14 protein-coding genes are annotated in these 13,362 nt (G+C 62.8%); 5 read left to right on the top strand and 9 right to left on the bottom strand.

All coding sequences use genetic code 11. The features are described from left to right. The first annotated feature begins 65 nt into the window (after positions 1 to 65). Positions 66 to 503: a PACE efflux transporter gene (locus tag ACB033_RS18550; protein WP_005309357.1), complete on the top strand. Its 438-nt coding sequence runs from the start codon at positions 66 to 68 to the stop codon at positions 501 to 503. Between the two features lie 95 nt (positions 504 to 598). Here the strand turns inward: ACB033_RS18550 and ACB033_RS18545 are convergent, their stop codons facing one another. After that, positions 599 to 937 (bottom strand): hypothetical protein, encoded by a 339-nt coding sequence (locus ACB033_RS18545; protein WP_162518826.1) that lies wholly within the window; start codon positions 935 to 937, stop codon positions 599 to 601. A gap of 193 nt (positions 938 to 1,130) precedes the next feature. Here ACB033_RS18545 and cutA point away from each other — a divergent pair, with 193 nt between their 5' ends. The 4 genes from cutA (at position 1,131) to ACB033_RS18525 (ending at position 4,250) form a co-directional block, all read left to right on the top strand. Continuing rightward, the gene (cutA, locus tag ACB033_RS18540; protein ID WP_139725115.1) at positions 1,131 to 1,448 is read left to right on the top strand and encodes a divalent-cation tolerance protein CutA; all 318 of its coding nucleotides are present in this window, start codon (positions 1,131 to 1,133) and stop codon (positions 1,446 to 1,448) included. Then, the gene (locus tag ACB033_RS18535) at positions 1,445 to 3,235 is read left to right on the top strand and encodes a protein-disulfide reductase DsbD (RefSeq protein WP_139725116.1); all 1,791 of its coding nucleotides are present in this window, start codon (positions 1,445 to 1,447) and stop codon (positions 3,233 to 3,235) included. Before cutA ends, ACB033_RS18535 begins: the two co-directional genes overlap by 4 nt. Beyond that, entirely contained in the window at positions 3,225 to 3,758 is a 534-nt protein-coding gene (locus ACB033_RS18530; RefSeq protein WP_371140672.1) for a GNAT family N-acetyltransferase, read from the top strand. The genes ACB033_RS18535 and ACB033_RS18530 overlap by 11 nt, the downstream gene beginning before the upstream one ends. A gap of 78 nt (positions 3,759 to 3,836) precedes the next feature. After that, complete coding sequence (locus ACB033_RS18525) at positions 3,837 to 4,250, top strand: hypothetical protein (protein ID WP_005309347.1); 414 nt, start codon at positions 3,837 to 3,839, stop codon at positions 4,248 to 4,250. A 30-nt stretch (positions 4,251 to 4,280) separates the two neighbouring features. Here ACB033_RS18525 and ACB033_RS18520 read toward each other — a convergent pair whose 3' ends face one another. The 8 genes from ACB033_RS18520 to nudC form a co-directional block, all read right to left on the bottom strand. Continuing rightward, a complete protein-coding gene (locus ACB033_RS18520) occupies positions 4,281 to 4,820 on the bottom strand; it encodes a hypothetical protein (RefSeq protein ID WP_233422795.1) in 540 nt (179 codons plus the stop codon). 230 nt (positions 4,821 to 5,050) lie between these two features. Continuing rightward, positions 5,051 to 6,352, bottom strand: a complete 1,302-nt coding sequence (locus ACB033_RS18515) for an FAD-binding oxidoreductase (protein ID WP_139725118.1) — start codon at positions 6,350 to 6,352, stop codon at positions 5,051 to 5,053. Positions 6,353 to 6,573: 221 nt separating this feature from the next. Continuing rightward, entirely contained in the window at positions 6,574 to 7,653 is a 1,080-nt protein-coding gene (gene fbaA / locus ACB033_RS18510) for a class II fructose-bisphosphate aldolase (protein ID WP_005309342.1), read from the bottom strand. Positions 7,654 to 7,768: 115 nt separating this feature from the next. Further along, positions 7,769 to 8,932: a phosphoglycerate kinase gene (locus ACB033_RS18505; RefSeq protein WP_139725119.1), complete on the bottom strand. Its 1,164-nt coding sequence runs from the start codon at positions 8,930 to 8,932 to the stop codon at positions 7,769 to 7,771. A gap of 62 nt (positions 8,933 to 8,994) precedes the next feature. Next, positions 8,995 to 10,005, bottom strand: coding sequence for an erythrose-4-phosphate dehydrogenase (gene epd / locus ACB033_RS18500; RefSeq protein ID WP_054544128.1), 1,011 nt, complete (start codon positions 10,003 to 10,005; stop codon positions 8,995 to 8,997). A 49-nt stretch (positions 10,006 to 10,054) separates the two neighbouring features. Further along, entirely contained in the window at positions 10,055 to 10,984 is a 930-nt protein-coding gene (locus ACB033_RS18495; protein WP_139725120.1) for an ROK family protein, read from the bottom strand. Between the two features lie 181 nt (positions 10,985 to 11,165). Continuing rightward, positions 11,166 to 12,233: a uroporphyrinogen decarboxylase gene (gene hemE, locus ACB033_RS18490; protein WP_010635049.1), complete on the bottom strand. Its 1,068-nt coding sequence runs from the start codon at positions 12,231 to 12,233 to the stop codon at positions 11,166 to 11,168. Between the two features lie 155 nt (positions 12,234 to 12,388). Then, positions 12,389 to 13,168 (bottom strand): NAD(+) diphosphatase, encoded by a 780-nt coding sequence (gene nudC, locus ACB033_RS18485; RefSeq protein ID WP_206866435.1) that lies wholly within the window; start codon positions 13,166 to 13,168, stop codon positions 12,389 to 12,391. Positions 13,169 to 13,362 lie beyond the last annotated feature (194 nt).

Raw genomic sequence — 13,362 nt, 5'->3', positions numbered from 1 at the left:
CTATCAACAAATAGGGATAGATTGCCAACCAGTCAGTCAACATAGCTGTTTAAAGAGAGGAATTTATGCGTACCCGCAATGACCGTATCCGCCACGCTATCGGCTTTGAAGTGATAGGTCTGCTCATCGCAGCCCCCCTGGCCAGCTGGATCACAGGCATCGAGCTCAGCCACATGGGGCCGCTGGCCGTCCTGTTCTCGGTACTGGCCACCGTCTGGAACTATGTCTACAACATCGGCTTCGACAAGCTGCTGCTCAAGTACCAGGGGCACCCGCACAAGACCTTGTGGCAGCGCGTGGTCCATGCGTTCGGCTTTGAAGGGGGCTTCATGGCGCTCACCCTGCCGGTCATCGCCTGGTGGCTGGATCTCGCCCTGCTGGCGGCGCTGGCGCTCAATATCGGCTTCGTGACCTTCTATCTGGTCTACGCCTTCGTCTACAACTGGAGCTACGACAAGGTGTACCCGATCCCGGGTCAGTGGCAGCAGAACGCACTGGGTTGAACGACGGCAACAAACGGTGGGAAAAACGAGGCACCATCATGCAAGAGGCATGATGGTGCTGGGGGAGGACAAGCCCGGCGGGCCTGCCGCGGCCTTCAGGCTTGTGCCTTCAGCTCTTCGGTCTGGGCCTCTGCCTCGACCTCCTGGGTCAGCATGGCCTCAAGGTCGCTCTGGTACTGGGTCAGCAGACGCTGGGCCGCCACCATGTCACCCTTGTGCAGGCGCTCGAACAGATGGTGCTGCACCACGCCGTTGAGATACTCCACCGTGACCGGTTGCTCCAGGGTCTCCAGCAACTCCTCTCTTTCCAGCTCGGCATTGATTTCATCGGCACTGGTACGCAGCAGACCGGCCAGTTGCACCAACATACGGCGCTCACCTTCGCGCAACAGGCTCAACATGCGGTTTCTCTGCTGCTCATTCTGTTGGGTCATACATTTCCTTACGTCGAATGGGAACAAGCCCGCTCATTCTGCCTTGTCGCTCTGACAGCGTCTATCTCATGCCCCCCACTTATTTTCATGTCGCAGCCGCAAAGTGCGCCAGATGCTATTTGACCCGTCGCTAGGTATAGTAGCCACTGGTTTGCGGGCGCCTTGCCGCCCGGTACGGACGAGAAATTTCACCATGACTGACGCCATTCTGGTGCTTTGCACCTGCCCGGATGAGGCCAGTGCCGACCTCATCTGCGAACAACTGCTCGATCGGCGACTGGCGGCCTGCATCAACCAGCTGCCCGGCCTCACCTCCGTCTATCGCTGGCAGGACCGGATTGAACGGGCCACGGAGATCCAGCTCATCATCAAGTCGCACGCCGCCCTGTTCGAGCCGCTGCGCCAGTGCATTCTTGCTCATCACCCCTATGAGGTGCCGGAGATCCTGGCGCTGCCGACAAGCCAGGGCCACCAGCCCTATCTCGACTGGATAAAACAGGAAACCTCATGACGCCGTTTCGCCTGCTCTCTTCCCTGCTGTTGCTCTGCGCCCTGCTGGCCGGGCTCGGCTCACTGCCGGCCCGGGCCAGCAGCACGGATCTGCTGAGTGCCCTCGGCATAGAGGCCAGCGCCCAGCCCAAATTTCTGAAAGTGGACGAGGCGTTCGTCCTCGAGAGCGAACAGCAGGGCAACCGGCTGCTGCTGCGCCTGCGCATCGCCGACGACTACTACCTCTACCGCCACCGCTTCAGCTTCCAGGGCGAGAACCTCACCTTCGAGGAGCCGGTGCTGCCCGCCGGTACCGATCATGAAGACGACTTCTTCGGCAAGACCCAGGTCTATTACCGGGAGGTGCAGATCCCCGTCACCCTGACCGAAGCGGGCCAGCAGGCCAGCCTCAAGATCAGCTATCAGGGCTGCACCGACGGCCTCTGCTATCCCCCGACCGACAAGCGGATCGCCGTCGAGCCCCTCGTCGCTGAGCCGCCACATGACCAGGTCGATGCGCCCACGCCGGCCCCGGCCAGCAGCCAGCAAGATCAGCTGGCGGCCGCCCTCGGCAGCCAGGGTTTCTGGCTCAGCGTCGCCGCCTTCTTCGCACTGGGGCTCGGCCTCGCCTTCACCCCCTGCGTCTTCCCCATGTATCCCATCCTGACCGGGATCATCGCCGGGGCCGGCCATCGCCTCTCCACCCGCCGCGCCTTCCTGCTCTCCTTCGTCTACGTGCAGGGGATGGCGGTCACCTACACCCTGCTCGGGCTGGTGGTGGCGTCGGCAGGCTTGAAATTCCAGGCCGCGCTGCAGCACCCCTATGTGCTGATCGGGCTCTCGGTGATGTTCGTGCTGCTGGCCCTCTCCATGTTCGGGCTCTACACCCTGCAACTGCCGAGCAGCCTGCAGACCCGACTCTCCGGTCTCTCCAACCGCCAGCAGGGCGGCTCCGTGCTCGGGGTCGGCATCATGGGGATGATCTCCGGCCTGGTCTGCTCCCCCTGCACCACGGCCCCCCTCTCTGGCGCCCTCATCTACGTGGCCCAGAGCGGCGATCTCTGGCTCGGCGGCGCGGCCCTCTACGCCCTGTCGCTCGGCATGGGGCTGCCGCTGCTGCTGCTCGGCACCTCGGGCGGCAAGCTGCTGCCCAAGGCGGGCGCCTGGATGGACGTGATCAAGCAGCTGTTCGGGTTTGCGCTGCTGGCGGTGCCCATCCTGCTGCTCTCCAGGCTGTGGAGCGATCAGGTCGCCACCCTGGCCTGGCTCGGCTGGGGGCTGCTGCTGTGCGGCTACCTCTACCATCACAACCAGCACCAGCAACATTCGGTGGGGCGCAGCCTGCGCGGTTTCGTGCTGCTGCTGGCGATGATCAGTGCCGTGGTGGTGGGCAAGGATCTGCTGCTGCCACCCCAGGGTGCCAGCACTGCCGCTCAGACCGAGGCGCCGGCCTTCATCCGCATCAAGACCCTGGACGATCTCAAGACCCAGCTGGCCGCCGCCCGCGGCAAGCCGGTGCTGCTCGATCTCTATGCCGACTGGTGCGTGGCCTGCAAGGAGTTCGAACACAAGACCTTCAGTGACCCCGCCGTGCGCGAGCGCTTCGGCCAGATGGTACTGCTGCAGGCGGACGTCACCGCCAACGACGATGCCGATGTGGAACTGCTCAACGGCCTCAACGTGCTGGGCCTGCCGACCCTCATCTTCTTCGACCGCGCCGGCAATGAAGTGAGCGGCCAGCGGGTGACCGGCTTTATGGGGCCCGCCGAGTTCCTCGGTCAGCTGGACAGGATTGGCGATGCCAACTGAGCTGCGTCAGCTGCAGGCAAGCGATGCGCCCGCCCTGCAGCGGCTGTTCGAACTGGCTCCAGCCTATCAGGCTGCGATAAGTCACGCGCCGCTCTGCGCCCAGGCAGCAGAGGAGGCGCTCACGGCCTGTCCGCCGACGCTGCCCTTCTCTGCCAAACGGGTGATCGGGTGCTGGGAGGCGGGGGAGCTTACCGCCGTGCTCGATCTGCTGCGCGGCTATCCCGAACCCACCACCGCCTATCTGGGGCTGCTGCTGGTGGGCGAGCCCTGGCAGGGGGCCGGCCGCGGTCAGGCGCTCTATCTGCACGCCTGCACGCTGGCTCGCTCCTGGGGCGCAACCCGGCTGCGCCTGTCGGTCATTGCCAGCAATGAGGCCGCCTTGTCCTTCTGGCAGCGCCGAGGGTTCACCGAGTGCTATCGCCGCGAGCTGGCCGGCTACCGGGCCGAGGTGATCGTGCTGGAGCGAGCCATCGACCCTGCCCCTTCCGGGCACGCCCCCTCCCTCTCACCCCTTACTGACTGATTTTTCTGGCAATCCCTTGTATATGGTCGGCAGCATGGCAAAATTTGCCCTTTCCCGTCTCGTTCGTCCGGAGTTTTGATGAAAAAGTGGTTCATCCCCCTGCTGGCCCTCTGGCTCTATGGCTGTTACGCAGGTCCAGGTGAAGAGGCAATCCGGACCCAGGTCACCGCCAAACTGCAGGCCGACACCGACGCCAATCTGTTCGAGATCAGCGACTTCGCCATTCTGGACAAGGAAGAGCGCATGGAGGGGGTCTATCTGGTCAAGGTGAGCTACCAGCTCCACTTCAAGCGGGGACTGGAGCAGTTGCAGGTGCTGCAGGACGAGGATCTGGTCTATGACAGGGTCGGCCCCTTCCAGCAGGAGATGGGGCTGATGGAGCTGGAGCGCAAATACGGCGAGTTCGAGGCGGGCCAGGTGCTGCCGCAGCAGGCCGAAGTGTGGATGATGAAGACCGAACAGGGCTGGCGTCTGGCCGAGCCCGCTCACTGACGCGGCCCCGGCCAGGCAACCCGGGCCGACTCAGGCCTGGGTATCCACCATATAACCCTTCCGGTCGGGCGCGTCGCTCGGGATCTTGCTGGCAAAGGCCGACAACAGATCCTTCAGAGTCACCCCGCTACCGCTGTTGCCGCTGCTCTCCAGCAGGCTGGAGAATTGACTCTGCAGAGCGCTCACCTCGCTGCCAGGCTCCCCTTCCCCATCCAGCTGACCCAGCAGGCTCTGCAGATCCAGCTTCATGGGATTGTCACTGCTGCCAGTGGCGATGGCCTTGCTCCCCTCCTGCTGAGCGTGCAGGGCATCCATCAGGCTCGCCATGAAGGAATCGAGTGAACCACCGCTGGCGGCGGTACTCTCGGTACTCTCACCGCTCTCTTCCTCGCTCTTGCCCGACAGGCCCAGCTCGGCCAGCACCGACTTGAGATCCTGCTCCATCTTGTTGCTCGCACCGGGGGGCGGCGGGGGCGGCATCTCTGGTCTCTCCTGCCGTTCGCCGCTGCGCGTTGCCAACAGTTGCGCCAGCGAGCCGACGCTTCCCGCGGCTGTTACGTTTGTTGTCATTGTCCTGATCTCCTGAGCGGGGCCGCCGCTGATCCTCAGCGGCTCGAACCCCGTTCACAGATGGCAAACCCCGCGCCAATCCGCTGTGTTCCTCTGATCAGCACAAGAAATTGGCGCATGATGGATTTTTGACAACTCCGACTATAAAGCGAGGCAACGGCAGGATAAATCCGGCTGGCCGGCAAACGGGGCGGCAACCGCTTGCCGAGCCGTGGCAAGCCCTGACTCGCTTAGAACAGATCCTTGAAGCGATACCAGAGCATACCGAGCGCCAGCAAGGGCGAACGCAGCGCCGGGCCGCCGGGGAAGGTCATGTGCGGCACGCGGCCAAACAGATCCAGCCCCCGGCTCTCCCCCCTGATCGCCTCCGCTACCAGCTTGCCCGCCATATGGGTAGCGTTGAGGCCGTGGCCGGAATAGGCCTGGGCATAGAAGACGTTGGGATGATCCGCCAGGCGGCCGATCTGGGGCAGCCGGTTAGCCCCTATGCCTATCATGCCGCCCCACTGGAACTCGATGGCGGTCTCCGCCAGCTCGGGAAACACCCGCAGCAGCTTGGGCAGCATGAAGGCCTTGATGTCGCGAGGATCCCGTCCCGAGTAGTTGCAGGCTCCGCCAAACAGCAGGCGGCCGTCGGCGGAGAGGCGGTAGTAGTCGAGCGTCACGTTCTGATCGCACACCGCCATGTTTTGCGGCAGCAGGCGCTGGCGCAGCCGTTTCTCCAGCACCTCGGTGGCGAGGATGTAGGAGCCCGCCGGCAGCACCTTGCCCCCCAGCTCGGGGTTGAGGTCGTTAAGATAAGCGTTGCAACCGATCACCAGGTAGTCGGCGCTGACCCGGCCGTGGGCCGTGGTGACCTGCAGCCGCTCGCCATAGTCGATGTGCACCACTCTGGATTGTTCAAACAGCGCCACCCCCAGGCTGGCCGCCGCGCGCGCCTCACCCAGCGCCAGATTGAGAGGGTGCAGGTGGCCGGAGCCCATGTCGATCATGCCGCCGATGTAGCGATCCGATCCCACCACTGTATGCATATCTTCGCGCGCCACCAGTTTCAGCTCGTGCCGGTAGCCGAGGCTCGCCAGGTGCGCGAGCTCATCTTCGAAGCCGGCCAGATGGCGCTGACGGGTGGCCAGATCGCAGTAACCCCAGCGCAGGTCGCAGTCGATGTTGAAACGCTCGACTCGCTCGCGCACCAGTTCGACCGCCGCCAGCCCCATCAGATCCAGCTCGCGCACACCCTCTTCACCAATCCAGCGGGCGAACTGGCTGGTGTCGTGACCGATACCGCGAATGAGCTGACCACCGTTGCGCCCGGAGGCGCCCCAGCCGATACGGTTGGCTTCCAGCAGCACCACCTTGTAGCCAGCCTCGGCCAGATTGATGGCGGTATTGAGACCGGTGAAGCCGCCGCCTATGATGCAGACCTCGGCATTGCACTCCCCGCTGAGCTCTGGCCACTGCTGATTGTCATTGCGGGTGGCCGCGTAATAGGAGGCCACGTGTTCCTGATGTGTGTTGTGCTTTCCCTGCATGTTCAGCATCCTGCCCTGGTCCCATTGCGTTTACTAAAATAAACGGCCTGTCATCGATAATACGCAGGCCCCCGCCGCCAATCCAGCCCGCCGGGATCACAGAAATGCAAAAGGCGCCCCAAAGGACGCCTTGTCACGAGCCGACCGCCCATCGCGATCCGCACTCATGCAAAAGGCGCCCCGCAGGGCGCCTTTTCATGCAATCAAGGTGCTGTAACGAATTACAGTACGTTGATGGCGTTCAGGTCGGAGAAAGCCTGTTCCAGACGCTTGATCATGGAAGTCTGACCGGCACGCAGCCATACACGCGGATCGTAGAACTTCTTGTTCGGCTTGTCGGCGCCTTCCGGGTTGCCCAGCTGACCTTGCAGGTAGGCTTCGTTGGTCTTGTAGAAGTCCAGGATGCCTTCCCAGGTCGCCCACTGGGTGTCGGTGTCGATGTTCATCTTCACTACGCCGTAGGAGATGGACTCGCGGATCTCTTCCAGAGTGGAACCTGAGCCACCGTGGAATACGAAGTCCAGAGACTTGGCCGGAATGCCGAACTTCTCGGACACGTACTTCTGGGAAGCGTCCAGGATGGACGGGGTCAGCTTGACGTTACCCGGCTTGTAGACACCGTGCACGTTGCCGAAGGAGGCAGCGATGGTGAAGCGCGGGCTGATCTTGGACAGACGCTCGTAGGCGTAGGCCACGTCTTCCGGCTGGGTGTACAGAGCGGACTGATCCATGTGGCTGTTGTCGACGCCGTCTTCTTCGCCGCCGGTGCAACCCAGTTCCAGTTCCAGAGTCATGTTCATCTTGGCCATGCGGGTCAGGTACTCGCAGCAGATGTCGATGTTCTCTTCCAGAGACTCTTCGGACAGATCCAGCATGTGGGAGGAGAACAGCGGCTTGCCGGTTTCAGCGAAGTGCTTCTCGCCCGCTTCCAGCAGACCGTCGATCCACGGCAGCAGCTTCTTGGCAGCGTGGTCGGTGTGCAGGATGACCGGTACACCGTAAGCTTCGGCAACGGCGTGCACGTGCTTGGCACCGGAGATGGCACCGATGATGGCAGCCTGCTGACCTTCCAGCTTCAGACCCTTACCAGCGGTGAATGCAGCACCACCGTTGGAGAACTGAACGATAACCGGCGCTTTCACCTTGGCGGCAGCTTCCAGCACGGCGTTCACGGAGTCGGTACCGACGCAGTTGACTGCCGGCAGAGCGAAGCCGTTCTCTTTCGCGATGGCGAACACTTTCTGAACGTCATCACCAGTGATCACGCCCGGTTTTACGAAGTCGAAAATTTTCTTAGACATGTTTAATCGTCCTGTCTCGTATGCCGTTAATAAAAAATGGGGGGTTCATCATGAACCGGCACAGCGGCCACATGATAAACGAAACGGGAGGCTTTTGCCCCCCGTCTCGGGTCAATTAGGCTTTGGCGCGCTGTTCCAGAATCGCAACAGCCGGCAGTACCTTGCCTTCCACGAACTCCAGGAAGGCGCCGCCGCCGGTGGAGATGTAGGAGACCTTGTCGGCGATGCCGAACTTGTCGATGGCGGCCAGGGTGTCACCACCGCCCGCGATGGAGAAGGCCGGAGAAGCCGCGATGGCTTCGGCGATCACCTTGGTGCCTTCAGCGAACTGGTCAAACTCGAACACGCCGACCGGGCCGTTCCACAGGATGGTCTTGGCGTTCATGATGATGTCGGCCAGGGCCTTGGCAGAGTCAGGGCCGATGTCGAAGATCATGTCGCCGTCGGTCACCTCAGAGACGGACTTGATGGTGGCCGGGGTGGACTCGGAGAACTCGGCACCCACAACCACGTCGGTGGTCACCGGGATGTTGGTTTCGGCAGCCAGTTTCTTGGCGGTGTCGATCAGGTCGTGCTCGCACAGAGACTTGCCGACGTTGTGACCGGCAGCAGCGATGAAGGTGTTGGCGATGCCACCACCAACCACCAGCTGGTCAGCGATCTTGGAGAGGGATTCCAGTACGGTCAGCTTGGTGGAGACCTTGGAGCCGCCAACGATGGCAACCATCGGGCGCTCGGGCTTCAGCATGGCTTTGCCCAGGGCTTCCAGTTCACCAGCCAGCAGCGGGCCGGCACAGGCGACCGGTGCGAACTGGGCCACACCGTAGGTGGAGCCTTCGGCGCGGTGAGCAGTACCGAACGCATCCATTACAAAGACGTCACACAGGGCGGCGTATTTTTTGGCCAGCTCTTCGGTGTTCTTCTTCTCGCCTTTGTTGAAGCGGCAGTTTTCCAGCACAACCAGCTCACCGGCGGCGACTTCTACGCCATCCAGGTAGTCTTTGGCCAGACGAACCGGGCAGGACAGTGCGTCTTTCAGATAGTTGACAACCGGAGCCAGGGAGAATTCTTCGTTGTATTCACCCTCGGTCGGACGACCCAGGTGGGAGGTGATCATCAGCTTGGCGCCCTTTTCCAGAGCCAGCTTGATGGTCGGCAGAGTCGCAACGATACGTGCATCGGAGGTGACCTTGCCGTCTTTTACCGGCACGTTCAGGTCAGCACGGATCAGAACGCGTTTGCCCGCCAGATCCAGGTCAGTCATCTTGATAACAGACATATTCAGTCCTCTATATTTTCAGGTAATGTTAAAAACAGTAACCTTGCGCCCGGTGCAGGCTCTCAGCCTGCGGCCATCATGGCCCGGGTGGTATCCAGCATGCGGTTGGCGAAGCCCCATTCGTTATCACACCACATCAACATCTTGACGAGGTTGGCATCGCTGACCCGGGTCTGGGTACCATCAATGATGCAGGAGTGAGCATCATGATTAAAGTCTACGGAGACCAGTGGCTCTTCCGTGTAATCCAGAATACCGCTTAATGTACCTCTGGATGCCCGTTGCAGGGCTTGATTTACGTCAGTAACCGTCACTTTTTTACGAACAGTAATACTGAGATCCATTGCCGTTACATTGATGGTCGGTACCCGTACCGCGATCGCCTCGAACTTGCCGGCGAAGTGGGGAAGGATCCGCTCCAACCCCTTGGCCAGCTTGGTATCCACCGGGATGATGGACTGGCTGGCGGCGCGGGTTCGGCGCAAGTCGCTGTGGTAGGCATCGATGACTTGCTGATCATGCATGGCCGAATGAATTGTCGTAATAGTACCACAATTTATCTCGAATTCTCGATGCAATGTTTCGATGACGGGGACCACGCAGTTGGTGGTGCAGGAGGCGTTCGAGACGATCCGCTCGCGCCCGGTCAGCACCTGATGGTTGACTCCGTAGACGATGGTAGCGTCCACGTCCGCCTCGGCCGGATGGGAGAACAACACCTTGCCCGCCCCCGCCGCCAGATGCAGCTCGGCATCGGCCCGCGAGCCGAACACCCCGGTGCAATCCAGCACCACATCCACCCCCAGCGCCCGCCATGGCAATCTGGACGGGTCTTTCTCGGCAAACAGGGAGATGAGATCCTCCCCCACCAGCATGCTGTTGCCGGCCAGCTGCACCGGATGGTGGAACCGACCGTGGCTGGTGTCGAAGCGGGTCAGGTGCACCATGGCCTCGGGGGCGGCCAGCTCGTTGATGGCCACTATCTTGATGTTCTTGTCGCGGCCGCTCTCGTAGAGGGCCCGCAGCACGTTGCGGCCGATCCGCCCGTACCCGTTGATGGCAATCTTGATCATGAAAATTCCGGGTCCTCAGCATGGACAAAGGGACAAGCGGATGGTTGACTCACGACAGCAGGGCATCCTGAAATTCACCGCGGGCCAGCAGTGCCGCCCCGAATACCCCGGCGCTGTCCCCCAGGGCTGGAGCAATAATGGGGGTGGCGAAGCGGGGATTAAAGAGGAAGGGCAAAATAGTCTCCCGTCCCACGCTGTACAGGCTCTGCACGTTGCCGACCCCGCCGCCGATGACGATCACATCCGGGTCCAGGATGTTGACCACGTTGGCCAGCGCCTGGCCAAACAGCAGATGCAGCCGGTCGATGGTGAGCTTGGCCACGTGGTCGTGAGCCGTCGCCGCCGCGATCTTGGCCAGCGGCAGGTGACGCTTGGCCTTGGCCTCGTACCAGGCCTCCAGCGCCGGGCCGCTGATGAAGGTCTCGACGCAGCCGCGCTTGCCGCAGTAGCACTCGGGGCCGTCGGGTGAGAGCACGTTGTGGCCCCACTCGCCGGCGATGCCGTGGTGGCCGTTGAGGATGCGGCCGTTGATGACGATGCCGGAGCCCACTCCGGTGCCCATGATGATGCCGAACACTACCTTGGCATCAGGGTGGTGCTGGCGCACGGCTCCCAGATGGGTTTCCGCCAGCGCGAAGCAGTTGGCGTCGTTGGCGATAAGCACCGGCACGCCGAGCCGGCGCTCCAGATCTTCCTTGAACGGCTTGCCGTTGAGCTCGGTGGTGTTGCAGTTCTTCATCAGGCCGGTTTGCGGATCCCGCGCCCCCGGCGTCCCCATGCCGATGAGGGTCGGCCGCTGGCCGAGCTTGTCGGCGCACTCTACCACCAGCTTGGCGATCTGGCCGATCATGTGGTCATAACCGCCGGCACGTTCGGTAGGAATGCGATGACGCAGCAGCACCTCGTCCCCGTCCAGTACCACGCACTCGCACTTGGTACCGCCAAGGTCGATACCCCAATCCAACAACCTGTTGCTCATCCTGCCTCCAGCCATGACCGCAGGGCGCCAGCTCCGGGGTGCACGCTGCCGTGCCCGCCTGAAGTCGGCAGCCCTCTACCGGGTTGCAGTGTAACCCGAGCGGCGGTCAGGATGCAGCCCCCGCCGCAGACAGCAAAACGGGGCCCGCAGGCCCCGTTGTTTATTGTGTTGTCGACGGCGCTCAGCGGCCGTGGTACTGGGCTGACAGCTCGTGTACCGCGTTGACGAACACGCCGGCATGCTCCGGGTTCACATCCTGATGGATGCCGTGACCCAGGTTGAAGACGTGGCCGTTGCCGTGACCGAAACCGGCCAGGATGGAGGCGACCTCTTCACGGATGCGAGCCGGGCTGGCGTAGAGCATGGAGGGGTCCATGTTGCCCTGCAGCGCCACCTTGTCGCCGACCCGGCGCTTGGCGTCGGCGATGTCGGTGGTCCAGTCCAGACCCAGCGCATCGCAACCGGTGGCGGCGATCTGCTCCAACCACTGGCCACCGTTCTTGGTGAACAGGGTGACCGGCACGCGGCGACCGTCGTGCTCGCGGATCAGGCCATCGACGATCTTGTGCATGTACTGCAGGGAGAAGTCGCGGTAATCGCGCGGGGTGAGCACGCCGCCCCAGGTATCGAACACCATGACTGCCTGGGCACCCGCCTTGATCTGGGCGTTGAGATAGGCAATCACGCTGTCGGCCAGCTTGTCGAGCAGCAGGTGCAGGGTCTGCGGCTCTGCGTACATCATCTGCTTGATCTTGGTGAACGCCTTGGAGCTGCCCCCCTCCACCATGTAGGTGGCCAGGGTCCAGGGGCTGCCGGAGAAGCCGATGAGCGGCACTTCGCCCTTGAGCTCACGGCGGATGGTGCGCACCGCGTTCATCACGTAGCCCAGCTCGTCTTCCGGATCCGGCACCGGCAGCGCCTGCACGTCGGCCATGGAGGTGATCGGACGCTCGAAGCGCGGGCCTTCACCCTGCTCGAAGTAGAGACCCAGGCCCATGGCATCGGGCACGGTGAGGATGTCGGAGAAGAGGATAGCGGCATCGAGCGGATAGCGGCGCAGCGGCTGCAGGGTGACCTCACAAGCCAGCTCGGCGTTGCGGCACAGGGACATGAAATCCCCCGCCTGGGCGCGGGTGGCCTTGTATTCCGGCAGATAGCGGCCAGCCTGGCGCATCATCCATACCGGGGTCATGTCCACTTCCTGGCGCAGCAGGGCACGCAGGTAACGATCGTTCTTCAGCTCTTTCATCCCAGTTCCTGAGTTCATATCCAGCATAAAATGGCGGATATGATACCACTTTGTGCGCGGCGGGGGGCGGCTCAAACGCCAGCCACTGCCGTTGGAGTGCAAAGATGTGAAGGGGCGCAAACAAGCGCCCCTCTTTGCATCCCTCATTGCATCCCTCAGGCCTGCTCGCCGAGGCAAAGCTCGATGAGCCGCCGCGCTATGGTGCCGTGGGGCGGCAGCCGTGGCAGCGCACCGGCCTCGAAGAAATCGGCCGCCACCAGCTCCTCGTCCTGCACCCGGATCTCGCCGCTCTCATAATCGGCGGTGAAGCCCATCATCAGGCTGTGGGGAAACGGCCAGGGCTGGCTCGCCACGTAACGCACGTTGGTCACCCGGATGCCGCTCTCCTCGAACACCTCCCGAGCCACGCACTGCTCGAGGTTCTCCCCCGCCTCCACAAAACCGGCCAGCACGGTATACATGGGATCCTCGGCCTGATAGTGACGGCGGTGGGCCGCCAGCAAGATGGCGGGCCCCTTGCGCACCGCCACGATGATGCAGGGGGAGATACGCGGATAGACGACGTGGCCATGGCGGCACCCTTGCGCCCACTCCCCCGCCTTCGGGCTCATGGGGGCGCCGCACTCGCCGCAGAAGCGGTGGGTCCGGCGAAAGGTGGCGAGCTGCCAGGCGCGGCCAGCCAGCTGAAAGCCCGTTTCATCCCCGGCCACCATCAGCTGGCGCAGTGGGGTCAGGGCCTCGGTGTCAGCCGCCCCCCCCAGATCGAGCAGCAGGCAGGGCAGCCCGTCCCACTCGTCAAAGCGCTCAAAGGCAGCATGCTGCAAGTGGCTGGGCAGACAGGCGCGGGGGCCTTGTGGAATGCGCCCCTGGTCATCCAGCAGGACGAGGTGATCGCCCCCCAGCACGAACCAGCGGGCCTGTTCGGTTAATGGCATAGATGCAGCACTCTTTGTTGTGACGTCGGTCGGGATGCGCGCCCGGGACTGGGCGGCGGTGACGGATGAAAGCGACAACCGGCCACCATCTTAAGACGCGGCAAGCCGGGTGGCGACCCCAAGATGGCGGCTTTTCAATACCCATGAGAATGCCCATGAAAAAGGCCGCCCGCAGGCGGCCTGATGTCGGTCAC

Source organism: Aeromonas sp. S15(2024), assembly GCF_041402265.1.
Classification (GTDB): Bacteria; Pseudomonadota; Gammaproteobacteria; order Enterobacterales; family Aeromonadaceae; genus Aeromonas; species Aeromonas dhakensis.
Note: the sequence above shows the minus strand (reverse complement) of the source record. Positions and strands in the feature narration are given on the sequence as shown.